Below are 24,448 nucleotides of genomic sequence, written 5' to 3'. Positions count from 1 at the left end.
TCCCATGTTTGAAGTTTCAGGCCACAACTACATCGCTGGCGCTCGTTCGGCAAAAGGTTCGAGCACCTTGCAAAGCCACGACGCCAGTACCGGCGAAGCACTGCCGTGTCGCTTCCATCAGGCGACCGTGGATGAAGTGAATGCGGCCGCAGAAGCGGCGGCCACGGCTTACCCGATCTTTCGCAATCTTTCATCCGCCCGACGCGCTCAGTTTTTGGAGGCGATTGCCACTGAGCTTGAGGCGCTGGACGACGCGTTCATCGCCCTGGTGTGCCGGGAAACTGCCCTGCCCGCCGGCCGTATTCAAGGTGAGCGGGCACGCACCAGCGGCCAGATGCGCCTGTTCGCCACGATGCTGCGTCGCGGCGATTTCTACGGCGCCCGCATCGATCGTGCGCTACCCGACCGTCAACCGTTGCCCCGCCCTGACCTGCGCCAGTACCGCACCGGGCTCGGTCCGGTCGCCGTGTTCGGTGCCAGCAACTTCCCACTGGCCTTCTCGACCGCTGGCGGCGACACCGCCTCTGCCCTCGCCGCGGGCTGCCCGGTGGTGTTCAAAGCCCACAGCGGTCACATGGCAACCGCCGATTACGTCGCCGATGCGATCACTCGCGCGGCCAGAAAAACCGGAATGCCTGATGGCGTGTTCAGCATGCTCTACGGCAGCGTCGGTGAAGCATTGGTCAAGCATCCGGCGATTCAGGCGGTGGGGTTCACCGGGTCATTGCGTGGCGGTCGGGCCTTGTGTGACATGGCGGCGGCCCGTCCTCAACCGATTCCGGTGTTCGCCGAGATGAGCAGCATCAACCCGGTCTTGTTGATGCCAGAAGCACTCAAGGCGCGCGGTGACAAGATCGCTGCCGAGCTGAGCGCTTCCGTGGTGTTGGGTGCGGGTCAGTTCTGCACCAATCCCGGTTTGGTTTTGGGCATTCGTTCGCCAGAGTTCACTGCCTTCCTCGAACGTTTTGCCGGTTTGATGGGGGAGCAATCGGCGCAAACGATGCTCAATGTCGGCGCGCTGAAAAGCTATTGCCACGGTCTGGACAATCTTCACGCACACCCCGGCATGACGCACCTGGCCGGCGCCGCACAACAGGGCAATCAGGCGCAGCCGCAAGTGTTCAAGGCCGATGTCAGCCTGCTGATTCATGGTGATGAGTTGCTTCAGGAAGAGGTCTTCGGCCCGACCACCATTGTGGTGGAGGTCGCCGATCACGCCGAATTGCTCCAGGCACTGCACGGTTTGCGCGGCCAGTTGACCGCTACCCTGATTGTCGAAGATTCGGATCTCAGCACCCTGAACGAAGTGCTGGCCCTGCTGGAACAGAAAGTCGGGCGCGTGCTGTTCAACGGTTATCCAACCGGCGTGGAAGTCTGCGATGCCATGGTTCACGGCGGACCGTACCCGGCCACTTCGGATGCTCGCGGAACATCGGTCGGAACGTTGGCGATTGATCGTTTCCTGCGTCCCGTTTGTTATCAGAACTGCCCCGACAGCTTGCTACCGGACGCCCTGAAGAACGCCAACCCGCTGGGCATTGCCCGACTGGTTGACGGTGTCAGCAGCCGTGATGCGCTGTAAGTCACCGAACTAACACCCACCGTTAATAACAACTCCGTCGCCTATCGAAAAATAGGCGCCGGACACGCTCGCCTCCAAAAACGCTGTAACCCACAACAACAAAAACAGAGGAAGTCTCATGCACGTTCAACTTCACCCGAAACACCGCTTTTGCAAATTGATGCTGGCCGTGACCGCCGCCGTGATGATCAACACCGCAGGCGCCCAACTGGCCGTTGCCGAAACCACTCCCGCCGCGACGACAGCCCCTATGCAATGTGTCACTGAAGCCACACCGCGCTACACCAAAACCCCCACCGGTTACCTCATGGTGCTGCGCATGGGCGACAACGCGTTCAAGGAACTGACCAAACTGGCCATCGCCGAGAAGATCCCCAGCGCGTCCATCAGCGGCATCGGCTTCGGCAACGTGAAGTTCGGTTTCTGGAACAAGGACAAAAAGGACTTCGACGCCAAGACCTTGAACAGTGTCGAGATGGCCAGCGTCACCGGCTCGGTGGCGTGGAAAAACGATCAGCCTTCGATCCATATGCACGGCGTCGCCGGTGACGCCACGTTTCAAGCGTACGGCGGCCACATCCTCGACTTCGAAGTCACCACCGGTTCGATGGAAATCACTGTGATCGTGCACCAGCGTCGTCTGGAACGCGGGATTGACCCGTGCATCGGCGCCAACGTGTTGGGTATTTAAGCCAGGCGAATAACGCTCCCGCAGGCATCGAACGTTGCCGGCACCCGCTACTGCGGGAGCCACCCTCCCAAATTCAAACTACAAAAATAAAGGGGCGATTCAGATGAGCAAGAAGAAAACGGCGGTGACGTTTGCATTGAGTGCCATTGCACTCAGCACCCAGGCGCACGCCGACTTCCTGAGTGACAGCAAAGCCACTCTGGGGATGAGAAATTTCTACTTCAATAACGACAACCGCGACGGCACCGCCGCGCCTTCGAAAACCGAAGAGTGGGCGCAGGGCTTCATGCTCGATTACAAGTCGGGCTACACCGATGGCACGGTTGGTTTTGGTGTCGATGCACTGGGCCTGATGGGGATTACGCTGGACAGCGGCAAGGGACGGCACATCGGCAGCTCGATGATTCCTTCAGAGAGTGATAACCGCGCTGTCGATGAATGGAGCCGGTTGGGGTTGACCGGTAAAGTCAAAGTCTCGAAAACCGAACTGCGCCTGGGCACGCTGATGCCCAAACTTCCAATCCTTGTCTCCAACGACGGCCGTCTGCTGCCGCAGACCTTCGAAGGTGGCCAGATCACGTCAGGCGAGTTCAAGGACTTGACCCTCACGGGAGGCCGAATCGAACACGCAACAGGACGGGGCTCAAGCGATCAAACGGGGTTGGCCGCCACGGGCGGCACCCGCGAAAGCAACGCGTTCGACTTCGCCGGCGGCGACTGGAAAATCACCAAGGACCTGACCGCCCAGTATTACTACGCCAACCTCGACAACTACTACACCCAGCAGTTTTTCGGCCTGATCCACACACTGGCGATCGCGGAAGGTCAATCGCTGAAAACCGATTTGCGCTACTTCAAGACCGATTCATCCGGTGAAAACAGCTCGGGCACTTCAGGCTACAAAATCAGCGGCTACACCCAAGGCAATGATGGCGAGATCGACAATCGGACCTGGAGCGCCGCGCTGATTTACACGGTGGGTGGCCATGGCCTCACAGCGGGCTATCAAAGCGTTTCCAGCGGCAGCAACTTCACGCAGCTCAATCAGGGCGGCCTGGCCAACAAGGGGGCTGGCGGCTCCAGCGTTTACCTGTACACCGACCGTCTGATTCAAACCTTCACCCGCGCGGGGGAACGCACAGCCTTCGGTCAATACGCCTATGACTTTGCCGCCATGGGGGTGCCCGGACTGAAAGCGTCGGTCATGTACCTCAGTGGTGACGACATCAAGACGACCTCTGGCGACACCCAGAAGGAATGGGAGCGGGACATAGCGCTGGACTACGTGATTCAGTCCGGTTCGCTTAAAGGTGTCGGATTCGGATGGCGTAACGGCAAGTCCAACAGCGAGGCGTCCCGTGACCAGGATCAGAATCGCTTGATCGTGAGCTACAGCATCCCGCTGCTGTAGGAACAAAGCTTGCTCCGGGCGGCGATCCGACGATGGCGTCGGCACACTCAACATCAATGTGACCGACCCACCGCCTTCGCGAGCAAGCCCGCTCCCACATAGGACCTCCGGTGGCCGCAGAATGTGTGATCAACCCAATTCCCTGTGGGAGTGAGCCTGCTCGCGATGGCGTTGGCACACGCAATATCAAGGTGACTGACCCACCGCAATCGCGAGCAGGCTCACTCCCACATTGAATCTCGGATGGCCGCAGAACTTGTGATCAATTTAATTCCCTGTGGGAGCGGGCTTGCTCGCGAAAGCGTCGGCACATTCAACATCAAGGTGACTGACCCACCGCTATCGCGAGCAGGCTCACTCCCACATTGAATCTCGGGTGGCCGCAGGATTTGTGATCAATTCAATTCCCTGTGGGAGTGAGCCTGCTCGCGATGGCGTCGGCACACTCAACATCAAGGTGACTGACCCACCGCAATCGCGAGCAGGCTCACTCCCACATTGAATCTCGGATGGCCGCAGAATGTGTGATCAATTCAATTCCCTGTGGGAGTGAGCCTGCTCGCGATGGCGTCGGCACACGCAATATCAAGGTGACTGACCCACCGCTATCGCGAGCAGGCTCACTCCCACATTGAATCTCGGATGGCTGCAGAATGTGTGATCAACTCAATTCCCTGTGGGAGTGAGCCTGCTCGCGATGGCGTCGGCACACGCAATATCAAGGTGACTGACCCACCGCTATCGCGAGCAGGCTCACTCCCACATTGAATCTAGGGTGGCTGCAGAACTTGTGATCAATTTAATTCCCTGTGGGAGCGGGCTTGCTCGCGAAAGCGTCGGCACATTCGACATCAAGGTGACTGACATACCGCTATCGCGAGCAGGCTCACTCCAACATTGGTCCTCTGGTGAACGTCGGATGTGTGATCAACTTAATTCCCTGTGGGAGCGAGCGCGGTTATCACATTGAATTCGACTTGCAAGACACCTTGCTCAACCGCCCCTGCTGCCCGGTGGAGCTCGGTTCGTTCAACGACCCGGCCAATCCAAAGCGTTTCGAGTATCTGGAACGTCACGTGCGCCGCGTCATGGGCCTGACAGACCTGGTCGCGCGCAAATGGCTCGGCTTCCGCCCTTCCCTGCTCGCTCCGGCCCGCGCTTGCGGTGAAGCCAAGCTGGCTGATCCGGCGTTGTTGGTGGAGATCATCGTGTGTGCAGCGAGGGACTGAGTTTTTTTTCAGAGGCAGGCATTGGACTGATCACGCATCGATTGGGAACTCCTGACGACCGCCGCGCATCCAAGACTATGAGGTACTTCCTTTTTTTGCTTCATGCTTTCCGAGGACACCGTTATGCGCCGTCTGATTATCATCTCTTCCCTTTTGCTGTGTTTACCCTTCGGCTCCGCTATGGCCAAAGTGGATGCGGGCGATGTCGCCACGTCAGCCGGGGTTTCCGCATCGCTGTACTCGACCTTCAAGGATGACAAACGGGTGATTCCGGCCCGAGATGACGCCTCCAGCTTCGTCGCCAGTGGCGGCGCGATTCGTGGTGTTTATCTGGAGTCGTACTTAAAGCAGATTCGTCAGGAACATCCCGGCCTCAACGCCAGCGACGAAGACCTGGCCAGAGCAATCCTCGTTCAGGAAGGCGTAGCTGCAGGTCAATAAAGGCTGAAAAAGTAGCGGTGGGGCTCGCAGCACCCGGATAGCGTTTGCAGCCCTACCTTGCTTCAGCACTCGTGGATAGTCGCGCCCAACCCGCCACCAGTTGCGCGCTGATGCTCACGCCGCCGCACACCACAATCACTACATCATGGGCCTCGGCAATCGCCGGATGGTCCAGGTAGCCAATCGCCAACGAAACGCCGCACGCCGGTTCGACCAACTGACGCAGGTCATTGGCATAACGCACCACACCCATGATCGCCTCGTCGTCGCTGAGCACGACACATTCATGCGGAAAATCGAGGATGTGCTGCACCGGCCAAGCGGCTACCTGAGCAGCGCCAAGCGAAGTGGCAACGGTGTCGATCCGCGGCAGTCTGACCGGATGCCCGGCAGCGATCGCGGCGGCAAAAGATGCCGCCCCCTGGGTTTCGCAAGCAATGATCCGGCAGTCCATGCGGTCATGGCGAATCAACCCGGTAAGAATGCCCGCCAGCAGACCACCCCCCCCTACCGACGTCACCACGGCATCGACCTGAGGACAATCTTCGAGGATTTCATCGACCATCGTGCTGTGCCCTTCCCACAGCACCGGGTGATCGAAGGCAGGCACGTATTCGGTGTCCGCGCCCTGCGCGAGTTCTTTGGCCCGTAGATTGGCTTCGTCCCAGACCTTGCCATGGACGATCACCTCGGCACCGGTTTTCCTGATCCGTGCGCGGGTGGTTTCCGGCGTGGTGTTCGGCACCACAATGCAGGCTTTCAACCCCAGGCTGGCGGCAGCCACGGCGGTGGCGAACCCGGCATTACCGCCGGAAGGACAGACGACTTTGCGTTTGCCCTGCGCCTTTGCCTGACTGCACAAAAGACCCATGCCGCGCAATTTGAACGAACCGCTGGGTTGCAGGTTTTCCAGCTTGAGCCAGATCCGCCGGGCCGGCGTCGACAGGCCCGGGTGCAGAATCAGCGGCGTTCTGATGTGAAGCATGGGGGTGCTCCTCAAGGGTGAACGGTCCTTATCCAAGCTTAGTTCACCCTGCCCGGAGGCTACCGATTCAGCGATAACGCGGTGCGGCCGTGGAGTTGCCGAACAGGCCTGAAAGCGTCTGGCGCTGGGCTTCGTAGGCGTCCCACTGGTCGCCTTGGTGCAGGCCCGGAATGGTCACCACTTCGCCTTGCGCCAAGCCAGTCAACGCGGCATCGACCATGTCCTGGGCAGACATCACGATCTCTTGCGGTAGGTTTTCCACCGGGTTGCCGGCCTCGCTCCAGAAGTCGGTGGCGGTGGCACCGGGCAAGACGGCCTGGATGCGAATGCCTTTGTCGGCCAACTCATGGTGCATCGATTGGCTCAGGCCGAGGACAAACGCCTTGGTCCCGCCATACACGCCGTTGAGAATTTCCGGGGCGATGGCCACGATCGAGGAGATATTGATCACCGTCCCGGTGCCGCGAGCGACGAAGCCTGGCGCCACTGCGTAAGCCAGGCGCATCAAAGCGGTCACGTTGAGGGTGATCATGTCTTCCATGTCATCCACCGGGCTGCCGAGCAGCGGCATGACAGCGCCGACCCCGGCGTTGTTGACCAACAGGGTGATACTGGCGTCAGAGCGTAGAATTTCTTCGACCCGCCGCACGTCGGCCTTGTCTTTCAAATCGGCGGCGACCACTTCCACGGCGCGACCGGTTTCGTTACTCAGGTGGTTGGCCAGGGCGTTCAGTTTCGCCTGGCTGCGGGCGACCAGAATCAGGTCGTAACCTTGCCGGGCGAGACGGTCGGCATACACCGCGCCGATGCCCGAAGAAGCGCCCGTGATCAGTGCGGTGCCTTTGGATGAGAGAGCCATGTCGATTTCCTTCACAGTGAGGCGATAAGGTCGCCGGGTGTGAACCGTTATAAAGGGTCTAACGCTCGTCTCAAATGACGTTTAAAGTACGTTTTTCGGACATGACCTTTTGAGGACATCTCGATGACTTCCGTGGCGTTTGTAGTGTTTGAAGGGTTCCAGTCCATGGCGCTGGCGGCCATGCCGGTGTTCGAGTACGCCAACTTCAGCGCTGGCGAAGCGCTTTATGACGTCAGCGTATTGTCCGAAGACGGACGCACATTGCGCGCTTCTGGCGGGCTGAGCGTCGGCACCGAGGCCTTTGGTGAGCGGGTGTTCGACACGGTGATTGTGGTGGGCGGCGATGCCATCCTCGAGCAGGCACCCGAGGGCGTGCTGACTTACCTGCGCGACAGCGTTAAAACCGCCCGGCGCACGGCGTCGATCTGCTCCGGGGCGTTCGTCCTGGCCCAGGCGGGATTGCTCGATGGACGACGCGTCACCACCCATTGGGCTTATGCACGGGAGCTGCAAGCGCGATTTCCATCGATCAAGGTCGAAGAAGACCGCATCTACGTCGTCGACGGTTCGATCTGGACTTCTGCCGGGATGACCGCCGGCATCGACCTGGCGCTGGCCATGGTGGAAAAGGATCATGGCGCCGCACTGGCCCGTTCCGTGGCGCAGAAACTGGTGATGTACCACCGCCGCGCGGGCGGCCAGTCGCAGCACTCGGCGCTGTTGGAACTGGAAGCGAAATCCGACCGTATTCAAACCGTCCTTGGTTATGCGCGAGAACACCTCACCGAGACGTTGTCGGTGGAGCAACTGGCGGACGTCGCACGCCTCAGTCCTCGGCAATTCAGCCGGGCCTTTCGGGCGGAAACGGGTCAGTCACCGGCCAAAGCCATCGAGAACCTGCGTCTGGAAACGGCACGGCAGATGCTGGAGCGCGGGCGCCTGACCCTCGATCAGATCGCCGAAGAGTCGGGTTTCAGCGACTGTCGCCGCATGCGCGAAGCCTTCCTTCGGGCGTTCGGACAGCCGCCGCAGGTGATTCGGCGTAATGCCAGGGCCGGGTTGAACGCGCGAGGGGCGCCGGGCCTCTAAACTGAACAGAATCAGCATGAGGTGCTTATGAAAATCTCGGCCAAACTGGCGTTTTTCGCCATTGTTTCCACCCTCGCCTACCTTGGGCTCGCGGTGTGGGGGCTTGGCGGGTTCTCGGCGTTTTTCTCTCATGCACCGCTGGTGGTCATCGTGCTTGCCACGTTGGTAATGGCCATCGCGTCCTTGTTCACCGAGGTCAACCTGAGTTCCGGCGAACGGGAAGACCGGGCCAATCGTTGGGTGCTGCCGGCGTTCGGGGTGATTGGTTTATTGAGCGGATACCTGCCGGCCTACACCGACCGGATCGATTTCTGGACCTTTGGCGGCGAAGGGGTGCGCTGGCTCGGGGCATTGCTGTTCATCATCGGCGGCACGTTGCGCCTGTGGCCGGTATTTGTGCTGGGCAAGCGTTTCAGTGGGCTGGTGGCGATTCAGCCGGGACACATGCTGGTCACCGACGGGATTTATCGCACCTTGCGCAACCCCAGTTATCTGGGACTGATGATCACTGCCGTGGGCTGGGCACTGGCTTTTCGCTCCGGCGTTGGCCTGTTGCTGGCCGCGCTGACGCTAATCCCGCTGATCGCCCGCATTCACTCCGAAGAAGCGCTGTTGAGGACGCAGTTCGGCAGTGAATACGAGGCTTACTGCGCCCGCAGTTGGCGGTTGATTCCCGGGGTTTACTGAAACAACACAACCCTAATGTGGGAGCGAGCCTGCTCGCGATAGCGATCTTTCAGTCACATCAATGCTGAATGTGCTGACGCCATCGCGAGCAGGCTCGCTCCCACATTAGATCTTCGTTAGTCGGATGAGACCGTCAGCGTCTGTGCGGGCCTCGACCGAGTTGTAGCTGGCTAATGTGCCATGCGCGGTCTGGAGCGGATGGTCGTGGGTCGCAGTCACCACGATCAGGCCTGCGCCCGCCGTCTCGGCGGCGAGGATGCCTACGGTGGCATCTTCAAAAATCAGGCAATCGGCCGGTTCAACGCCCAAGCGCTTGGCCGCCAGTCGATAGCCCGCGGGATCGGGCTTTCCGGCACTGACGTCTTCGGCAGTGACCATCACCGAAGGCTCTGGAATACCCGCCGCCACCATCCGCCGCAACGCCAATGCTTTCGGCGCCGAGGTGACGATCGCCCATTGGTTGGCGGGCAGCGACTTGAGGAAACTCGCCGCGCCAGGCACTTCGATGATCCCCTCGACATCCTCGATTTCCGCCTCGGTGATGAACGCCGCTTCAGCTTCGGCATCCACCCCGGGCAAGGCCAGACGATTGATGGTGTCGATGGCGCGAACGCCATGGATGGTGGGCAGGAATGAGATGACATCGACGCCGTGGCGCAAGGCCCAGGCCGCCCAGATCCGTTCGGCAGCGGCGATGGAGTTGAGGACGGTGCCGTCCATATCAAACAGAAAAGCGCGATACGGGGTGTTGAAGACAGATTCTTGAGCAGACAAGGGGGAGCTTCCTCTCGCAAGTGCCAGGCGGGTTCGCCGAACAATGTAGCATTTGCGAGGAGCTGCCGAACGCGGCTCGAGCCTTCGGCAACTCCTGCAGAGGATGTCCTTGCTAAGCGGAACGCGGTGCTTCAACAGGCGGGGTGCCGTCGTGAAACATCGTTTTCAGTTGAGCACGCAGTTCCGGTGAGTCGGTGTGCTTGTGAACACTGACCGCATGCTGTGCGGCGGCCTCGAGCAGTTCGTTTTCAGAGTCTGCGGACAGTGCGACCGAGCATTTGGCATCACTTGGAAACTCGCGGCAGTCGATGTATTTACGCGCCATGATCTTCTCCTCCCTACGACGAAAGGCAGGCCGTGGCCTGCGTGAACGATCACTCGACGCGCACCCCAGACATCAAACACGATTGCAGGTCGCACCGAGTGTGCCGACTCTTGAAGTATAGGCCCGCCACAACGCGCATCGTCACAGGCTGTAGTGGTTTAGTTCTACAGGGTACTTTTTGACTTCAAGGCACCTTCCACACAGTCCAGCAACTGCCCGAGCGCCCACGGTTTCTTGATGAATGCCACCGAATGCCTGACCCCGGAGCTTTCCGGCGTTTCAAAACCGGACATGATCATGATCGGTTTTTCGGGCCAGCGGTCGCCAAACAGATTAGCCAGGTCCGCGCCGTTGAGTTTGCCTGGCATGCTGATGTCCGTGAGCAACAAGCCCACCTGTTGTGCATGCAATTCCAGATATTCCGATGCGGCGTCTGCACTGACATGCGGTTCAACCACAAACCCTTCCTCCTGAAGAATTTCGCAGAGAAACTCCAGGATCAACGGGTCGTCCTCAACCACAAGAATCAACCCGCCAGTGAGATGTTCGCCCGCCGTCGATATTGGTCTCATGACTGTGTCACTCCCTGATTGTCAAAATGATTTCGCGGGCTCAAATCCGCTACCTATCAGGTATGAGCAGCGGACTTCGCGGAAATTCATTTTTGATACAACCGGGCGATGAATCAGGCGCCTATACAGCGCTGTATAGGCGCCTGCAACCAGGGTGTGGCCTTGCAGGAGGGGATTTTGATCAGTACGACGGTGCGTCTTTTTTCATGGTGTCCTTGGACATCGCGTCCTTCTTCATTCCATCCTTGCTCATGGCGTCCTTGGACATGGTGTCTTTCTTCATCGCGTCCTTACTCATGGAATCCTTGGACATGGCGTCCTTTTTCATCGTGTCTTTGTGCATCGCGTCTTTGAACATTGAATCCTTGCTCATGCTGTCGTTGCTCATGCCGTTAGTGGTTGTTGCATCGGCGGCAAACACGCCAGCGGCGCCAAACGCCAGGCACATGGACAGTACGGTGGTCGCTAACTTTTTCATGATGGAACTCCTTGAAGCACAGGTTGCGAATGAGCGCAGCGGGCGCTGCGCAGTGAAGTGGCCAGGCGCCATCAGCTGCCACCGAACCAGTTGTAGCCCTGGTCTTCCCAGTAGCCACCCGGATAGGTGTTGGTGACGAAAAGCGCCTGAATATGTTTGGGATTCTTGTAGCCCAGCTTGGTAGGCATGCGCAGCTTCATCGGGAAGCCGTACTGGCGAGGCAGCACCGCGCCGTCATAGGTCAGCGTCAACAAGGTTTGCGAATGCAATGCGGTGGCCATGTCGATGCTGGTGTAGTAGTCGTCCGCGCATTTGAAGCCGACATATTTGGCATCCGTGTCGGCACCGATCCGTCTCAGGAAGTCGCTGAACCGCACGCCGCCCCACCGCCCGATCGCGCTCCAGCCTTCGACGCAGATGTGTCGGGTAATCTGTTCGGTCTGGGCCATGGCGCGCAGTTCTTCGAGCCGCCAGCTGCGCTTGTCGGCGACCATGCCGGTCACTTCCAGTCGATAACTCTCTTCCTCCACCGTCGGCGCCTCGTCGATGCCGTAAAAGGCATTGAACGGAAATGGCCGGGTGATCATTGACTCGGGATAAGTCGGTGCCAGAGCGTTGGGATTGAACAGCCAGCCCTGCACCCGATCGTTGAAGCGGGACATGGAGGACAACGCGGTTTCGACGCTCTCGTTGTCGGTAAGGTTGCAGCCGGACAACATGGCCACGCCGCCGAGGGTCAGGCCACGCAACAGGAACGAGCGTCGTGAGCGGTCCTCGATCTGCGGGGCGAGAATCTTTCTGGCGTCTGTCAGGATGGACGACTCGTCCAGGCCTGAGCCTTGAATGCGCTTTTTCATACGACCTCCTTGCGACCGACAATCATGGCCCACAATGTTTTGGGAACCAGCGCGACCATCACCAGATGAACCGCGACAAAGGCCACCAACAGCGACATCGCGATGAAATGCACGTGCCGCGCGCCTTCGTAGCCGCCCAGCAGTTCACGCAACAGCGGAAACTGGACGGACTTCCACAACACCAGCCCGGAAATCACCAGCAGCGTGATGTCGACCATCACGAACAGGTACGCCACCCGTTGCACCTGGTTGTAATGACTCAGATCGGCATGCCCCAATCGGCCCCGCAATGCCGCCCACAGGTCATGCAGGACACCTTTAGGCGAAACCGGGAAAAAGCGCCGTTTCAGACGACCGCTGACGAGGTTGATGATCAGGTAGACAAGGCCATTGATGACCAGGAACCACATCGCCGCGAAATGCCATTGCAATGCGCCGCCGAGCCAGCCACCCAAGGTGATCGTTTTGGGAAAACTGAAATCGTACAGCGGGGAAGCGTTATAGATTCGCCAACCGCTGGTCACCATGACCAGCACCGCCAGGGCGTTCAGCCAATGGGTCAGCCGTAGCCAGCGGGGATGGCTGCTGACCGTAGGTGGAGCAGGTAGCTGCGACATGATGGGCTCCTGGCGGTTGATCGTTGGAGCCGATTATGCAAGCCGACAGATCGCCAAATCCTCACGTAAAGTTAAATTAAACGTGATAACTACCCCCCTATAACCTGTGGGAGTGAGCCGGCTCTCGATGGCGGTGGGTCAGTCAACACCTATGTTGAATGTAATGCCGCTATCGCGAGCAGGCTCGCTCCCACAGTTTTTTGGCGTGGTCCGCCCTTGGCTCAATTGTGGTTAAAATGCCGCCCCAACAAATTGCTGGCCCTGCCCGATGAACGCTGACGCCCTCTCCACCCTCCACGACCATTTACTGACGGCCCTGGCCACTGCCCCCGCCGAAACCCGCCGGCTGTTCCACGGCCGTGGCCGGTGCTGGCCGGGGCTGGAGCAATTGACCGTCGACTGGTTGCAGGGCGTGGTGCTGGTGTCGCTGTTCAAGGAACCCGAAGCGTCGCAGCTGGAAGCGTTGAAACACGAGCTGATGGACCTCACGCAATCGCCGGCGTGGACGCAATCCGGCGCGCATACGCTCTTGCTGCAACATCGCTACCTGCTGCAAAGCACCACCGAGTGGCTGTTGGGGGACGCGATCGACGAGATGACGATCACCGAGGGCGGCCTGCATTACCGGGTGGACCTGGGCCGCAAACAGAACACCGGCCTGTTCCTCGACATGCGTTACGGCCGCGATTGGGTGCGGGCCAATGCCCAGGGCAAGCGCGTGCTGAATCTGTTCGCCTACACCTGCGGGTTCTCGGTAGCGGCCATCGAAGGGGGGGCGACGCACGTGGTCAATCTGGACATGTCCAGCCCGGCCCTGAGCCGTGGCCGCGACAATCACCGGCTCAACGGCCACGACCTGAGCAAGGTGACGTTTCTCGGTCATGACCTGTTCAAATCCTGGGGCAAAGTGATCGGCAAGGGCCCTTACGACCTGGTAATCATCGACCCACCGTCCTTTCAGAAAGGCAGTTTTCTGCTGACCAAGGACTACCAGCGCGTGCTGCGCCGACTGCCGGAATTGCTCAGCCCTCAGGGCACGGTGCTGGCGTGCATGAACGATCCGGCGTTTGGTGCGGACTTCCTCATCGACGGCGTCACCCGCGAAGCACCGAGCCTGCGGTTCGAGCAACGGCTGGACAATCCGCCGGAATTTCCCGATGCCGATGTTGAATGCGGGTTGAAGGCTTTGGTGTTCAGGCTGGAGGATTGAGTTCTGTTTTCTGTGGGAGCGAGCCTGCTCGCGAAGGCGTCGTATCAACCGACATCAGTATTGAATGTGCCGGCCTCTTCGTCAGATCGCCGCCCGGAGCCGGCTCCCACAGGAGACTTGCAGTACTCCCCCCAGTCAACGCGGCTGCAACACCAACGCAAACAACTCACCATGCCCATTCACATTGAGCTTGTGATAGAGATTGCGCCGGTGCACCTTCACCGTCTCCGGGGAAATGCCCATCTGCTGGGCGATGGCCTTGCTTGAGAAGCCCTGAAGAATCAGGCGCGCCGTTTCGATTTCCCGTACTGACAGGCGCGCGTCGAAACGATCCAGCAGGGTCGCCAGATCTCCGGCCACCGCCTCGGTGGCCGGTCCTTCCGGGGGCATCAATTGCAGGTGACGGCGCATCGCCGCCAGCACCCAATCGCGCACGCAAAGCAGGCGGCCCTGTTCCTCCAGCGTGAATCGCGTCGAGCGTCCCAACGACAAACCGAGCACGGCGCCCTCGACGTTGACCATGAACTGCAACTCGTCACCGCCCACCACCGTGCGGAAATAGCTCAGGTAATACTCGCTCTGCTGGAACTGGTCGGGGGCCACCGATTCGAGGCTGTGCAAGCCGTCGGCAATGCCGGCACAAGCGGCCTGATAAAACGGATCGAGCAGGTACATGCCGGCGCTGTAGTCCGCCAGTTCTTCATGCTCGGCAGCACCGTCCTTTGAGTCGAAGTCGATCAGCAGACGCGGCACCCGCCCGGCCCGCATGACCGCAACCAACGCGTTGTCCATCGGCACCAGCAGCCGCAGCGTGTCGACCAGCGCACGCCAGAACCCGTCCTGCCCCAAGGCACCAAATACCCGCGCCAGCCCCTGGTGCACCGGTAACTCTTTCAACAACGCGTCCACGCCATACCCCTTTCGAGTAACCCATGATGGGAATGGGTGAGTCCACTCCCGGCCGATACGCTGCAAGCACCTGATCATCACCGGCCTGCAGCAGGCCAGGAGTGCCGCATCATGAGTCGTCACCGCTCGTATATCAATCTTGGACTGGGCGCCTGTCTGTCGGTCTCGCTATCGGCGGTTGCCGCCGACGGCCCGACGGTTCACGTCTACAACTGGTATGACTACATAGGTCCCACGACCCTGCAGGATTTCAAGCGTGACACCGGGATCGCGCCGGTCTACGACACCTTCGACAGCGCCGAAGTGCTGGAGGGCAAATTGCTCACCAGCCGCAGCGGATACGACGTGGTGGTGGCCAGCAACTTCAGCTTGCCGACCCTGATCAAGGCCGGCGCCCTTGCACCTCTGCCCCACGCTCAGATGCCCGACTTCAAAAACATGGACGCTGACCTGCTGGCGAAACTGGCCCACAACGATCCAGGCAACCAGTACGCCGTGCCGTATCTGTGGGGCACCAACGGCATCGGCTACAACATCGACAAGGTCCGCGCCGCGCTGGGCGACAAGGCGCCGGTGGATTCCTGGGACCTGGTGTTCAACGAAGCGAACCTGGCCAAGCTCGGTCAGTGTGGCGTGGCCATGCTCGACTCGCCGGCCGAGATGCTGCCGGTCGCCCTGCACTACCTCGGTCTGCCACCCAACAGCACCAACCCCGAAGACTACAAAAAGGCCGAGGCTCTGCTGCTCAAGCTGCGCCCGCACATTGCCTACTTCAACTCGTCCAAGTTCATCAGCGACCTGGCCAACGGCAACATCTGCGTGGCGGTGGGTTGGTCCGGCGCGATGCTGGAAGCCAAGAACACTGCCGAGCAGGCGAACAACGGCGTGAAGATCGCCTACAGCTTGCCGAAGGAAGGCGCGCCGGTGTGGTTCGACACGTTGGTATTGCTCAAGGACGCGCCGCACCCGGAACAGGGTTTGGCCTTCATCGACTACCTGATGCGCCCTGAAGTCATCGCGCCGGTCAGTGATCACCTCTCCTACCCCAACGGCAACCGCAGCGCGACGCCGCTGGTGGCCGAAGCGACCCGCAACAATCCGGCCGTGTATCCGTCCGCCGAAGCCATGGCCACGTTATTCACCCTTCAGCCTCTGCCGCCCGCCACCGAGCGCGTGCGGACGCGGATCTGGAGCAAAGTCAAAAACGGTCAGTAACTCCAGATACCCGTCAGCCAAACGCAATCCAATGTGGGAGCGAGCCTGCTCGCGATGAGGCCATCACCTTTAACACTGATGGCGACTGACCCAACGCTATCGCGAGCAGGCTCGCTCCCACAGGTTTCGCGCCCAACCTGACCCACTTTTTCTGCCATGAGACGAGAGAAACGATGAAACCACGTGCCCGCGACCTGAACATCCAGTTCGGCCAACTGCAACCCGGTCCGCTCAACGCCATCACCGATGTGCCTGGCGTACGGGTCGGCCACAGCAATGTGCGAGGACGCACGGCGAACGGCCGCGACATCCTGACCGGCGTCACAGTGATCGAACCGCGTGCCGGTTCCACCAGCCTGCAACCGTGCTTTGCCGGCGTCCATGTGCTCAATGGCAACGGTGATGCGACCGGCCTTGAGTGGATTCGCGAAGCAGGCCTTTTGACCAGCCCGATCGCCTTCACCAACACCCACAGCCTGGGTGTGGTGCGCGATGCGCTGGTGACGCTGGATCGCCAGAACCAGCCCGATGACGGGCGACTCTACTGGAACATGCCAGTGGTGCTGGAAACCTTTGACGGTCTGCTCAACGACATCAACGGTTTCCATGTGAAGCCAGAGCATGTGGACGAAGCCCTGCGCACGGCGGTGGGTGGTCCGGTGATCGAAGGCGCCGTCGGCGGCGGCAGCGGCATGATCTGCCACGAATTCAAGGGCGGAATCGGCACCGCTTCGCGGCGTCTGAACAGTGCTCAGGGCGGCTGGACCGTCGGCGCCATCGTCCAGGCCAACCATGGCATCCGCAACGAACTGCGCGTCGACGGCTACCCGGTCGGGCGTTACATGGAAAAGGCCGACTCGCCGTTCCTCAAGGCGTCCTTGCCGCATCCGGGCATGGGCTCGATTGTCGTCTGCCTGGCCACCGATGCGCCGTTGCTGCCGCACCAGTGCACGCGCCTCGCGCAGCGCGCCAGCCTCGGCCTGGCCCGCACCGGCGGCGGCAATGAAGACCACAGCGGAGACATCTTCATCGCCTTCGCCACCGGCAACCAGCACGTGCCGCCGGCCGCTTACGAGAGCAAGCGTGCGCCGACCACCGACAACCTGAGCATGGTCAACAACGACCACATCAGCGAGTTGTTCCTGGCCGCCACCGAGGCGGTGGAGGAAGCGATCATCAATGCCTTGCTGGCCTCCGACACCGCCGAGGGCAATGGCCATGCGGTGCCGGGACTGGACGCCGGGACGCTGCTCAACGCCTTGCGTCGAGCCGGGTGGCCAGGGGATTCGACTAGCGGTACTTGAGCGCCAACCCCCAACTTTCTACGATGATTCTACGCAGCCGCTTGTTGACTCAAGCCGTTGCGTAAGTGGTGAGTGAAATGAACCCCTACCAAGCTCACCACTTGTTTCATGCGCATCTTGAGCCTCGAGGGCTCTTCTTCCTCCCCATCAAAGAGCTTTGAGGCTCTTTTTTATCTGCACGATTTCCAGACAAGAAAAAGCCCGGCATTTGGCCGTAATACTGTTCACTTAAGCGCGGCGTCCACATTTGTGGCGAGGGGATTTATCCCCGTTGGGCTGCGAAGCGGCCCCAGCGTCTTTTCAGACAGACTAAGTTGTCTGGATTACGACTGCTTCGCAGCCGAACGGGGCGGTGCGACGTTTCGCTAAATCCCCTCGCCACAGGTTCTAGCTCGACTGAAGAATGTCTTAAGTGAACAGCATTACGGCATTTGGCCGGGCTTTGCGCTATCTAAAAGACAATAAAAATCCCTTGTGGGAGCGGGCTTGCTCGCGAAGAGGGAGTGTCAGTCGACATAATTGTTGCCTGACCCACCGCCTTCGTCGGAACGCCGCCCGGAGCAAGCCCGCTCCCACAGTTAACCGAGTTCACCCAGGCGCTCGCGGACAAATTCATTGGCTTTGCGCGTCATCTGGTCCAGATGCCGGTCACGCTGTTTTTCCGCATCGAGCATCGCGCGTTTGCCGTGTTTTTGCAGCAGATAGGTATGAATCTGCCGTACCTCCAGCGAGCTGTAGATCGGCGCCACGTCCAGCAGAGCCATCAAGCCGTCGCTGCCGTGATCGCGGGTGTTCATCAGCACTTGAGTCGCGCGCACGCCCACCACCTGAAACCCCATGGCCTCAAAATACGGCACCTTGGCCACCGCGCACGTCAGTTCGGCATGCGGGTAGCGGCCGACCATTTCCTGCAGCATCCGCCGGGCAATACCTTGGCGCCGATGGCTGGCACTCACCGCCATATACGCGACACCGCATGCATCGGGATCGTCCTTGACCGGCAGGTACAGCAGGAAGCCGATGACCTTCTCCGGATCGTCTTCGTCGGTCGCGACGAGCAACTCCACCGCAATCCCTTTCGCCCCGTTCAACGCCTCCAGATAGAGGTGAACCTCGTAGCCGATCGCGTACTGGTACACGTTGTACAACAGGTTGCTCGGCGCGATAGCGACCATGCTGATGTCGGTCAGGTAATCGACCACCATCTGCAGGATCTGGCTATTGATGTGCTCGGGGCACGGGGTTTTGAAATGGGTGATCTGGGGCATTCGTGGCTCTGACTCTGGGGCGGACGTGAAGAGTGTGTTCGCGGGCGTGCCTATCATAACGTGCCGGGACAGCGTGCGCCGCAGCATGATCGTTCCCACGCTCTGCGTGGGAATGCAGCCCGGGACGCTCCGCGTCCCTTCCGGAGCCGAACGCAGAGCGTCCGTTGAGGCATTCCCACGCGGGAGCGTGGGAACGATCGTCGACCGTCACTTATGAGCCAGCCTCATGACTCGCGATACCCCTTAATGATCGTTCCCACGCTCTGCGTGGGAATGCAGCCCGGGACGCTCCGCGTCCCTTCTGGAGCCGAACGCAGAGCGTCCGTTGAGGCATTCCCACGCGGGAGCGTGGGAACGATCGTCGACCGTCACTGATGAGCCAGCCTCATGACTCGCGATACCCCTTAATGATCGTTCCCACGCTCTGCGTGGGAATGCAGCCCGGGACGCTCCGCGTCCCTTCCGGAGCCGAACGCAGAGCGTCCGTTGAGGCATTCCCACGCGGGAGCGTGGGAACGATCGTCGACCGTCACTGATGAACCAGCCTCCTGACTCGCGATGGCCGAGTTACCGCTGCGGCGCAACCATCCGAAACCGGATATTGATCTTGTCCGAGACAACACCGTCGGCCCATTCGCCTTCACCGATTTTGAAGTCGCTGCGCTTGAGGGTTAACTGGCCATCGAAAATCCCGATGGCGTTCTCGGCCTTCAAGAGTACCGGCACCTCCACTTCATGGGTGATACCCCTGAGCGTGAGTTTGCCGGTGATCGAGTAACGGTTGTTGCCCAGCACTTTCACGCCGGTCGATTCAAACGTCGCCACTGGATACGTTGCCGTGTCGAACCAGGCTGGTTTTTGCAGTTCGCTGTTGGCGTCGCTGCTTCCGGCGTCGATGCTGTCGAGCTGGATGGTGAGCGCGGCCCGGCCTGCCGACGGGTGCGCCGTGTCGAAATCAAGCGTGGCCTCGAACTTGTGGAACGTACCGTACACCCGCGAAGAGAACTGTTTATACGTGAAGGAAATCGTACTGGCGGTTTCATTGACCTGCGTGTATTCGACCGCCTGGACACAAGGCAACGCGCCGAATGCAAGGGCGGCCACCAGCACGGCGCAGGTCGGGAATCGGTGTTTCATGGGGCTCTCCGGTTGGGCTCCCGTCATGAGCTGAGGTGCCGCACACGTGAGCCAGCAATAGGTGGACTAAAGCAAACAAACGCCGTTAATTCCACCGGCGGCTCAGACTTCCGACCACCTGTCGGCCCACGCCAATGGCCGCCCCGATAGGACCGCTGCCAGGGTGTTTAATGACAGTCCCAACACACCGCATCGGGAGACCGGCCATGAAATTCGTCATCATCGGAGGAAGCGGGCTGATCGGCAGCAAAGTCTGCAAGAACCTACAGGATCTGGGGCATGAAGTCATATCAGCGTCACCGAGTACCGGCATCAACGTCATCACCGGCGAAGGCCTGGCGGACGCGCTCAAGGGCGCCGACGTGGTGGTCGACGTGGCCAACTCCCCTTCATTCGAGGATCACGCGGCGTTGCATTTCTTTGAGACCGCCGGGCATAACCTGTTCGCTGCCGAGAAGGTAGCCGGCACCAAACACCATGTTGCCCTGTCCGTCGTGGGCACCGAACGGATGCTCGACAGTGGTTACTTCCGGGCCAAAATGGCCCAGGAAAAACTCATCAAGGCCTCGGGTGTTCCCTACACCATCCTGCGAGCCACGCAGTTCTTCGAATTCATTGGTGCCATTGCTTACTCAGGTCGCGAGGACGGCAACACCATCCATTTATCCTCCGCCGCCCTGCAACCGGTGGCCTCGGTGGATGTCGCCGCAGCACTGACGGCTATCGCTCAACAAGCGCCGATCAATCAGACCGTGGAAGTGGCAGGTCCCGATCGCCGCCCCATCGTCGAGTTCGTGAGTGAGTACCTGAAACACACCAACGACCCGCGCGAAGCCGTCCCGGATGACACGGTTCCTTACTTCGGCGCCCCGATCAATGACAAGTCCCTCACCCCCGGCGATAACCCCATTGTTGGAGCGACCCGGTTTGAAGACTGGCTAGAGATCGCGCATCCCTCTTGAGTCACCAGTGCTGAGCGGCGCTGGACTCTCGCTGCCACGCCCGCTGCAACAGCTTGATGACCTCGGCATCCGAGGTCTGGGTAAAGTCCATGTACCAACGGCTGATCGACATCAGCCAGTCGGGAATGATCGGGCATATCAGCTCATCCACCTCACTGCGCAGCGCTTCCGCCGTCTCAATCGGCGCCACCGGCACGGCGACGACGATGCGAGACGGCGCTTGCGCACGCACCGCGTGGATCGCCGCCAACATCGAGGCGCCCGTCGCCAGGCCGTCGTCGATCAGGATCACCACCTGATCCTTGAGTTGCACAGGCGCGCGTGTTCCCCGGTAAACCTTCTCGCGACGCAATAACTCCCGGGTTTCCCGTGCGACCACCTCATCGAACGTGGCCGGGTCAATCGGGTGAACCCGAAGTGCGTGCTCATTGAGGATTTGGATGCCGCCGCTGGCGATGGCGCCCATGGCGAACTCTTGATGAGACGGAACGCCCAGCTTGCGCACCAGCATCAGGTCCAGACGAACGTCCAGTGCAGCGGCCACTTCATAAGCGACCGGCACACCGCCACGGGGCAAGGCGAGGATGATGACATCGGGGCGATGCGCGTACTTGAGCAGCGGTTCCACCAGACGTCGCCCGGCAGCGGCTCGGTCCTGCAGGAGGGTGGGCGATGAGGGACTCATTTGAAAACCTCCTCAGGCGATCACGCCTGTCGGTTCGCATCACACGGTCACTCATGGATTGTCGATCTGACGGTGGCGGACATCAAGCTTGGCCATAGCGCTCCTGCCCTTTATCAAGTGCCCTCAGCCTTCGACATTCGCCGCGAGCGCAAACCAGATGCAAACTTCGAATCCATCCGTTCGACCTGTCGCTGGCGATACCAGCCTTATTTTCGCGTTGACACCCTGCACAATGGTTTTGGCAATCGCCAACCCCAACCCTGACCCGCTGGTTTCACTGTTACCCCGCACAAAGCGCTCGGTAAGGCGCCGCAACACCGGCTCGGGCACCGCCGGGCCACCATTGACCACCCGCAGCATCGCTTGGTCGGTGAGGCTGACTTCGACCGGTTGATCCGCCGCGCCGTACTTGAGCGCGTTCTCGATCAAGTTGCGCAACAGGATGGCGAAGGCGTCCGGATCAATCGCCGAATACACACTGGCCTGGGTTGGCAGGTGCAACTCGATCCGGTGCCCACTGTTGTGGTTCCACTCATCGACCACATGGGCCAGCAACGGAATGAGGTCCTGAGGCGTTTCGGACAACAGCCCCCCCCCCTCGGCCTTGGCCAGTTGCATGAGTTTTTCCGAGAGCCGCGTCAGTTCGCGCAACGAGTTTTCGATTTTAGCCGCGCGTAACCGCAACGGGCCTTCGGGCGCTTCGTGATGCAAACGCTGGACCTGTGCCAGGGTCGCAGCCAGTGGCGTGCGCAGTTCATGGGCGCTGTTGGCCGTAAAGCTGCGCTCGGCCTCCAAAGCCTTGCGCAAGCGCTCCAGCAGATGATTGACCGCCTCGGCCAGCGGGCCGATTTCAGCTGGCAATCGCGCCACGTTGATCGGCGACAGATCACCCACGCCGCGCGCCTCCACGGCACGCCGATAGGCCAATACACTGCGCAGGCTGAGGCGTACAAACATCCAGGTGCCAAACAGGCTGATGGGAATCAGCGCCAGCAATGGCAACAACAAGGCAAGCAACGCTTCCCGCGCGGCTTCACGGCGATGTTTCAGAGGTTCGGCGATTTCGATGAACACCGTCTCACGCAGCGCACTGGCGCCGTACAGACGGTATTTTTTAGTAGTTGAAAAGCCTTCGACCGGTTGTTTGTTGAAGATCTTCGGGTTGGCGTCGTGGGACTGCATCAGGATCTCGCCCTTGGCATCGCGCACCAGATACGTCAGGTATTCATTGTGCATTTTCAGGGTGGCGACATGCTGCGCTTCACGGGGTTTTTCCCGGTTGCTGATTTCCAGCACGGCCAAGGGCAAGATGCGCTGCGCAGTCTCTTCCAGCGCACTGTCGAACGCCTCGTTCAATTCATGTTGCACCACCAACCAGGCGCCGACGGTCGCCGCCAGCCAAAGCAGGGTCGTGCCTAACGTCAACCCCAGGCCGAGACGTTTTTGCAGGCTTGACGGCGGCTTCATGCGGACATCAACCGATAGCCCATGCCGCGCACGGTTTCAATCAGGTCGCGCCCGAGTTTTTTACGCAGACGGCTGATATAGACCTCGATGGTATTGCTCTCGATTTCGGCACCGAAGGCATACAACCGTTCTTCCAGCTGCGACTTGGACAGCAACGCGCTGGGGCGCTGCACAAACGCCTCGAACAGCGCCCACTCCCGCGCGGTGAGATCCACCGTCGCACCGGCCCGCTGCACCGTACGGGCACTCATGTCGATCTGCAAATCACCGAGCTTGATCTGCGGATTGGGATTGCCGCTATAACGCCGAGCCACCGCCGCCACACGGGCCGAGAGCTCAAACAGGTCGAACGGTTTGACCAGGTAGTCGTCGGCGCCGGCATTGAGGCCAGCGATACGATCGGAAATCTGATCCTGGGCAGTCAGGATAATCACCGGGGTCACGTCCCCTGCCAAGCGTTGCTGACGCAAAAAATCCAGCCCACGACCGTCCGGGAGCATCAGGTCCAGCAGGATCAGGTCATAAGGCGTGGTGCGTACGCTGTTGCGCGCATGGTCCAGGCGCTGCACCCAATCGACTGCGTGGCCGTCATCGGCGATCTGTTCGCGCACCGCCTCCCCCAACCCTTGTGCGTCCTCGACCAATAAAACCCGCATCTGGCACCTCCTGTGATGGTTGTCGTGCAGCACCTTAAACGCCTTACCTGACGTGAATCTGAAGATTCAGCTGGTTGTCAGGAATGCACCTTAGGGTATGCCACAGACGCCGATCTCGGCAGGAGACAGATCATGAAATCAGGTTTTATTGCCCATGCCGCGCTGTTGAGTCTGCTACTCAGCGGCTATGCCCTGGCCGATGACGACTGCAGCGACCCGGTGAGCGACTGGCAACCGCGCGAAACCTTGCGTCAGCAGGTAGAGCGGCAGTACGGCTGGAGCGTGCAGCGGATCAAGGTCGACGACGGTTGTTACGAGCTCAAGGGGTTGGACCGCAAAGGCAATGCCATCGAAGCCAGCTATTCACCGGCATCGCTGCGCCTGCACACACTCGAGATCCATTTCCGGGACGACGGCGATGCCAGGGACTACCTCGGCACTCCGCTCACCGAATGACGCCTCACCTGTCGATGAGTTTTTCCTGCGCTTCAGGTTGCTGTCAGCAAGCAGGTCCAGGCTCTCGACCTAACGATCAAAAGGACACCGCCATGAAAAAGATCATCGCAGCAACTTGCCTCGTCGGCGCCATTGCCCTGCCGGGGCTGGCCCAGGCCCGTGAAGTAACCTTGACCACACAGCTCAAGGACTACAGCGGCAATGATGCCTACCTGGCGATCTACGTCACCGACGCCAATGGCCAATACCAGAAAACCCTCTGGGTGGCCGGCAAGAAGGCCAAATATTACAAGCACCTGGGCGACTGGGCCCGTGGCAGCGGGATGAGCCCAAGCGAGTTTGACGGGGTCAGCGGCGCCAGTGTCGGCAGTGGACGCACGCTGAAAGTCAGCGTCGAACTGGCAGACACCCTGATTGATGCCGGGTATCAGATCCGCATCGACAGCGCCGTCGAGGACAAACGTGACGCCCGCGCCGATGTCAGCGTGCCCCTGACGTCCAAGGGCGCAGGCAAGCCGGCGACCGGCAGTACCTACGTCGACGCCTTTACTTACGATCTGTAGCACCCGCCATTACTGGAGG

The 24,448-nt window shown here is 60.2% G+C and carries 27 protein-coding genes; 13 read left to right on the top strand and 14 right to left on the bottom strand.

Annotated features, from left to right (window positions below; translation table 11 throughout):
* Positions 1 to 4: 4 nt before the first annotated feature.
* From IB252_RS25675 to IB252_RS25655, 5 genes are all read left to right on the top strand, one after another.
* Positions 5 to 1,582 (top strand): aldehyde dehydrogenase (NADP(+)), encoded by a 1,578-nt coding sequence (locus IB252_RS25675; RefSeq protein ID WP_192410696.1) that lies wholly within the window; start codon positions 5 to 7, stop codon positions 1,580 to 1,582.
* Between the two features lie 118 nt (positions 1,583 to 1,700).
* Positions 1,701 to 2,273, top strand: a complete 573-nt coding sequence (locus IB252_RS25670) for a PPC domain-containing DNA-binding protein (protein WP_192410695.1) — start codon at positions 1,701 to 1,703, stop codon at positions 2,271 to 2,273.
* Positions 2,274 to 2,376: 103 nt separating this feature from the next.
* On the top strand, positions 2,377 to 3,684 hold the full coding sequence (locus tag IB252_RS25665; protein ID WP_192410694.1) for an OprD family porin: 1,308 nt from the start codon (positions 2,377 to 2,379) through the stop codon (positions 3,682 to 3,684).
* Positions 3,685 to 4,607: 923 nt separating this feature from the next.
* A complete protein-coding gene (locus IB252_RS30255; RefSeq protein ID WP_318652741.1) occupies positions 4,608 to 4,913 on the top strand; it encodes a hypothetical protein in 306 nt (101 codons plus the stop codon).
* A gap of 123 nt (positions 4,914 to 5,036) precedes the next feature.
* Complete coding sequence (locus IB252_RS25655) at positions 5,037 to 5,354, top strand: DUF2388 domain-containing protein (protein ID WP_046055833.1); 318 nt, start codon at positions 5,037 to 5,039, stop codon at positions 5,352 to 5,354.
* A 52-nt stretch (positions 5,355 to 5,406) separates the two neighbouring features.
* Here the strand turns inward: IB252_RS25655 and IB252_RS25650 are convergent, their stop codons facing one another.
* The gene (locus IB252_RS25650; protein WP_192410693.1) at positions 5,407 to 6,339 is read right to left on the bottom strand and encodes a pyridoxal-phosphate dependent enzyme; all 933 of its coding nucleotides are present in this window, start codon (positions 6,337 to 6,339) and stop codon (positions 5,407 to 5,409) included.
* Between the two features lie 67 nt (positions 6,340 to 6,406).
* The gene (locus IB252_RS25645) at positions 6,407 to 7,198 is read right to left on the bottom strand and encodes an SDR family NAD(P)-dependent oxidoreductase (protein ID WP_192410692.1); all 792 of its coding nucleotides are present in this window, start codon (positions 7,196 to 7,198) and stop codon (positions 6,407 to 6,409) included.
* A 123-nt stretch (positions 7,199 to 7,321) separates the two neighbouring features.
* Here IB252_RS25645 and IB252_RS25640 point away from each other — a divergent pair, with 123 nt between their 5' ends.
* Entirely contained in the window at positions 7,322 to 8,287 is a 966-nt protein-coding gene (locus tag IB252_RS25640; protein WP_192410691.1) for a GlxA family transcriptional regulator, read from the top strand.
* Positions 8,288 to 8,314: 27 nt separating this feature from the next.
* The gene (locus tag IB252_RS25635; protein ID WP_192410690.1) at positions 8,315 to 8,974 is read left to right on the top strand and encodes a methyltransferase family protein; all 660 of its coding nucleotides are present in this window, start codon (positions 8,315 to 8,317) and stop codon (positions 8,972 to 8,974) included.
* Between the two features lie 105 nt (positions 8,975 to 9,079).
* On the opposite strand, the gene IB252_RS25630 is transcribed toward IB252_RS25635, so the two are convergent.
* From IB252_RS25630 to IB252_RS25605, 6 genes are all read right to left on the bottom strand, one after another.
* The gene (locus tag IB252_RS25630) at positions 9,080 to 9,748 is read right to left on the bottom strand and encodes an HAD family hydrolase (protein ID WP_192410689.1); all 669 of its coding nucleotides are present in this window, start codon (positions 9,746 to 9,748) and stop codon (positions 9,080 to 9,082) included.
* A gap of 112 nt (positions 9,749 to 9,860) precedes the next feature.
* Positions 9,861 to 10,073 carry a DUF1059 domain-containing protein gene (locus tag IB252_RS25625; protein WP_192410688.1) on the bottom strand — a complete coding sequence of 71 codons (213 nt, stop codon included), beginning with the start codon at positions 10,071 to 10,073 and terminating at the stop codon, positions 9,861 to 9,863.
* Positions 10,074 to 10,237: 164 nt separating this feature from the next.
* Positions 10,238 to 10,645 (bottom strand): response regulator, encoded by a 408-nt coding sequence (locus IB252_RS25620; protein ID WP_192410687.1) that lies wholly within the window; start codon positions 10,643 to 10,645, stop codon positions 10,238 to 10,240.
* Positions 10,646 to 10,826: 181 nt separating this feature from the next.
* Positions 10,827 to 11,123, bottom strand: coding sequence for a pentapeptide MXKDX repeat protein (locus IB252_RS25615; RefSeq protein WP_192410686.1), 297 nt, complete (start codon positions 11,121 to 11,123; stop codon positions 10,827 to 10,829).
* Between the two features lie 71 nt (positions 11,124 to 11,194).
* Positions 11,195 to 11,980 carry a molybdopterin-dependent oxidoreductase gene (locus IB252_RS25610; RefSeq protein ID WP_192410685.1) on the bottom strand — a complete coding sequence of 262 codons (786 nt, stop codon included), beginning with the start codon at positions 11,978 to 11,980 and terminating at the stop codon, positions 11,195 to 11,197.
* The gene (locus tag IB252_RS25605) at positions 11,977 to 12,597 is read right to left on the bottom strand and encodes a cytochrome b/b6 domain-containing protein (protein ID WP_111448804.1); all 621 of its coding nucleotides are present in this window, start codon (positions 12,595 to 12,597) and stop codon (positions 11,977 to 11,979) included. Before IB252_RS25605 ends, IB252_RS25610 begins: the two co-directional genes overlap by 4 nt.
* A gap of 268 nt (positions 12,598 to 12,865) precedes the next feature.
* Between IB252_RS25605 and IB252_RS25600 the strand changes: the two genes are divergently transcribed.
* Positions 12,866 to 13,807 carry a class I SAM-dependent methyltransferase gene (locus IB252_RS25600; protein WP_192410684.1) on the top strand — a complete coding sequence of 314 codons (942 nt, stop codon included), beginning with the start codon at positions 12,866 to 12,868 and terminating at the stop codon, positions 13,805 to 13,807.
* Between the two features lie 135 nt (positions 13,808 to 13,942).
* Here IB252_RS25600 and IB252_RS25595 read toward each other — a convergent pair whose 3' ends face one another.
* Positions 13,943 to 14,716: a helix-turn-helix transcriptional regulator gene (locus IB252_RS25595; RefSeq protein ID WP_192410683.1), complete on the bottom strand. Its 774-nt coding sequence runs from the start codon at positions 14,714 to 14,716 to the stop codon at positions 13,943 to 13,945.
* Between the two features lie 111 nt (positions 14,717 to 14,827).
* Here IB252_RS25595 and IB252_RS25590 point away from each other — a divergent pair, with 111 nt between their 5' ends.
* Together IB252_RS25590 and IB252_RS25585 are read left to right on the top strand one after the other, a co-directional pair.
* Complete coding sequence (locus IB252_RS25590; protein WP_134098844.1) at positions 14,828 to 15,931, top strand: extracellular solute-binding protein; 1,104 nt, start codon at positions 14,828 to 14,830, stop codon at positions 15,929 to 15,931.
* A gap of 173 nt (positions 15,932 to 16,104) precedes the next feature.
* The gene (locus tag IB252_RS25585; protein WP_192410682.1) at positions 16,105 to 17,235 is read left to right on the top strand and encodes a P1 family peptidase; all 1,131 of its coding nucleotides are present in this window, start codon (positions 16,105 to 16,107) and stop codon (positions 17,233 to 17,235) included.
* 578 nt (positions 17,236 to 17,813) lie between these two features.
* Here the strand turns inward: IB252_RS25585 and IB252_RS25580 are convergent.
* Both IB252_RS25580 and IB252_RS25575 read right to left on the bottom strand, forming a co-directional pair.
* Positions 17,814 to 18,503 (bottom strand): GNAT family N-acetyltransferase, encoded by a 690-nt coding sequence (locus IB252_RS25580; protein WP_192410681.1) that lies wholly within the window; start codon positions 18,501 to 18,503, stop codon positions 17,814 to 17,816.
* A 567-nt stretch (positions 18,504 to 19,070) separates the two neighbouring features.
* Positions 19,071 to 19,640 (bottom strand): YceI family protein, encoded by a 570-nt coding sequence (locus tag IB252_RS25575; protein WP_192410680.1) that lies wholly within the window; start codon positions 19,638 to 19,640, stop codon positions 19,071 to 19,073.
* Positions 19,641 to 19,846: 206 nt separating this feature from the next.
* Between IB252_RS25575 and IB252_RS25570 the strand changes: the two genes are divergently transcribed.
* Entirely contained in the window at positions 19,847 to 20,602 is a 756-nt protein-coding gene (locus IB252_RS25570; RefSeq protein WP_192410679.1) for an SDR family oxidoreductase, read from the top strand.
* 1 nt (position 20,603) lies between these two features.
* Here IB252_RS25570 and IB252_RS25565 read toward each other — a convergent pair whose 3' ends face one another.
* The 3 genes from IB252_RS25565 to IB252_RS25555 form a co-directional block, all read right to left on the bottom strand.
* Positions 20,604 to 21,287: a phosphoribosyltransferase gene (locus tag IB252_RS25565; protein WP_192410678.1), complete on the bottom strand. Its 684-nt coding sequence runs from the start codon at positions 21,285 to 21,287 to the stop codon at positions 20,604 to 20,606.
* Between the two features lie 123 nt (positions 21,288 to 21,410).
* Positions 21,411 to 22,754, bottom strand: a complete 1,344-nt coding sequence (locus IB252_RS25560) for a sensor histidine kinase (protein ID WP_192410677.1) — start codon at positions 22,752 to 22,754, stop codon at positions 21,411 to 21,413.
* On the bottom strand, positions 22,751 to 23,410 hold the full coding sequence (locus IB252_RS25555; protein WP_192410676.1) for a response regulator transcription factor: 660 nt from the start codon (positions 23,408 to 23,410) through the stop codon (positions 22,751 to 22,753). The genes IB252_RS25560 and IB252_RS25555 overlap by 4 nt, the downstream gene beginning before the upstream one ends.
* Before the next feature lie 132 nt (positions 23,411 to 23,542).
* On the opposite strand from IB252_RS25555, the gene IB252_RS25550 reads away from it, so the two are divergent.
* Positions 23,543 to 23,866 carry a PepSY domain-containing protein gene (locus tag IB252_RS25550; protein WP_192410675.1) on the top strand — a complete coding sequence of 108 codons (324 nt, stop codon included), beginning with the start codon at positions 23,543 to 23,545 and terminating at the stop codon, positions 23,864 to 23,866.
* Between the two features lie 92 nt (positions 23,867 to 23,958).
* On the top strand, positions 23,959 to 24,429 hold the full coding sequence (locus tag IB252_RS25545; protein ID WP_192410674.1) for a DUF2271 domain-containing protein: 471 nt from the start codon (positions 23,959 to 23,961) through the stop codon (positions 24,427 to 24,429).
* The last annotated feature ends 19 nt before the right edge of the window (positions 24,430 to 24,448 follow it).

It is taken from the genome of Pseudomonas sp. PDM10 (assembly GCF_014852295.1).
Classification (GTDB): domain Bacteria; phylum Pseudomonadota; class Gammaproteobacteria; order Pseudomonadales; family Pseudomonadaceae; genus Aquipseudomonas.
The sequence above is the reverse complement of the archived record's forward strand: the minus strand, read 5'-3'. Positions and strand labels throughout refer to the sequence as shown.

What these genes read in the sequence shown, in the direction of transcription:
- IB252_RS25550 (WP_192410675.1), top strand. Translation starts at nt 23,543, where the DNA reads ATGAAATCAGGTTTTATTGCCCATGCCGCGCTGTTGAGTCTGCTACTC.
- IB252_RS25570 (WP_192410679.1), top strand. Translation starts at nt 19,847, where the DNA reads ATGAAATTCGTCATCATCGGAGGAAGCGGGCTGATCGGCAGCAAAGTC.
- IB252_RS25590 (WP_134098844.1), top strand. Translation starts at nt 14,828, where the DNA reads ATGAGTCGTCACCGCTCGTATATCAATCTTGGACTGGGCGCCTGTCTG.
- IB252_RS25565 (WP_192410678.1), bottom strand. Translation starts at nt 21,287, where the DNA reads ATGAGTCCCTCATCGCCCACCCTCCTGCAGGACCGAGCCGCTGCCGGG.
- IB252_RS25560 (WP_192410677.1), bottom strand. Translation starts at nt 22,754, where the DNA reads ATGAAGCCGCCGTCAAGCCTGCAAAAACGTCTCGGCCTGGGGTTGACG.
- IB252_RS25665 (WP_192410694.1), top strand. Translation starts at nt 2,377, where the DNA reads ATGAGCAAGAAGAAAACGGCGGTGACGTTTGCATTGAGTGCCATTGCA.
- IB252_RS25605 (WP_111448804.1), bottom strand. Translation starts at nt 12,597, where the DNA reads ATGTCGCAGCTACCTGCTCCACCTACGGTCAGCAGCCATCCCCGCTGG.
- IB252_RS25615 (WP_192410686.1), bottom strand. Translation starts at nt 11,123, where the DNA reads ATGAAAAAGTTAGCGACCACCGTACTGTCCATGTGCCTGGCGTTTGGC.
- IB252_RS25610 (WP_192410685.1), bottom strand. Translation starts at nt 11,980, where the DNA reads ATGAAAAAGCGCATTCAAGGCTCAGGCCTGGACGAGTCGTCCATCCTG.
- IB252_RS25635 (WP_192410690.1), top strand. Translation starts at nt 8,315, where the DNA reads ATGAAAATCTCGGCCAAACTGGCGTTTTTCGCCATTGTTTCCACCCTC.
- IB252_RS25625 (WP_192410688.1), bottom strand. Translation starts at nt 10,073, where the DNA reads ATGGCGCGTAAATACATCGACTGCCGCGAGTTTCCAAGTGATGCCAAA.
- IB252_RS25575 (WP_192410680.1), bottom strand. Translation starts at nt 19,640, where the DNA reads ATGAAACACCGATTCCCGACCTGCGCCGTGCTGGTGGCCGCCCTTGCA.
- IB252_RS25620 (WP_192410687.1), bottom strand. Translation starts at nt 10,645, where the DNA reads ATGAGACCAATATCGACGGCGGGCGAACATCTCACTGGCGGGTTGATT.
- IB252_RS25555 (WP_192410676.1), bottom strand. Translation starts at nt 23,410, where the DNA reads ATGCGGGTTTTATTGGTCGAGGACGCACAAGGGTTGGGGGAGGCGGTG.
- IB252_RS25675 (WP_192410696.1), top strand. Translation starts at nt 5, where the DNA reads ATGTTTGAAGTTTCAGGCCACAACTACATCGCTGGCGCTCGTTCGGCA.
- IB252_RS25640 (WP_192410691.1), top strand. Translation starts at nt 7,322, where the DNA reads ATGACTTCCGTGGCGTTTGTAGTGTTTGAAGGGTTCCAGTCCATGGCG.
- IB252_RS25545 (WP_192410674.1), top strand. Translation starts at nt 23,959, where the DNA reads ATGAAAAAGATCATCGCAGCAACTTGCCTCGTCGGCGCCATTGCCCTG.
- IB252_RS25670 (WP_192410695.1), top strand. Translation starts at nt 1,701, where the DNA reads ATGCACGTTCAACTTCACCCGAAACACCGCTTTTGCAAATTGATGCTG.
- IB252_RS25580 (WP_192410681.1), bottom strand. Translation starts at nt 18,503, where the DNA reads ATGCCCCAGATCACCCATTTCAAAACCCCGTGCCCCGAGCACATCAAT.
- IB252_RS25655 (WP_046055833.1), top strand. Translation starts at nt 5,037, where the DNA reads ATGCGCCGTCTGATTATCATCTCTTCCCTTTTGCTGTGTTTACCCTTC.
- IB252_RS25585 (WP_192410682.1), top strand. Translation starts at nt 16,105, where the DNA reads ATGAAACCACGTGCCCGCGACCTGAACATCCAGTTCGGCCAACTGCAA.
- IB252_RS25650 (WP_192410693.1), bottom strand. Translation starts at nt 6,339, where the DNA reads ATGCTTCACATCAGAACGCCGCTGATTCTGCACCCGGGCCTGTCGACG.
- IB252_RS25600 (WP_192410684.1), top strand. Translation starts at nt 12,866, where the DNA reads ATGAACGCTGACGCCCTCTCCACCCTCCACGACCATTTACTGACGGCC.
- IB252_RS25645 (WP_192410692.1), bottom strand. Translation starts at nt 7,198, where the DNA reads ATGGCTCTCTCATCCAAAGGCACCGCACTGATCACGGGCGCTTCTTCG.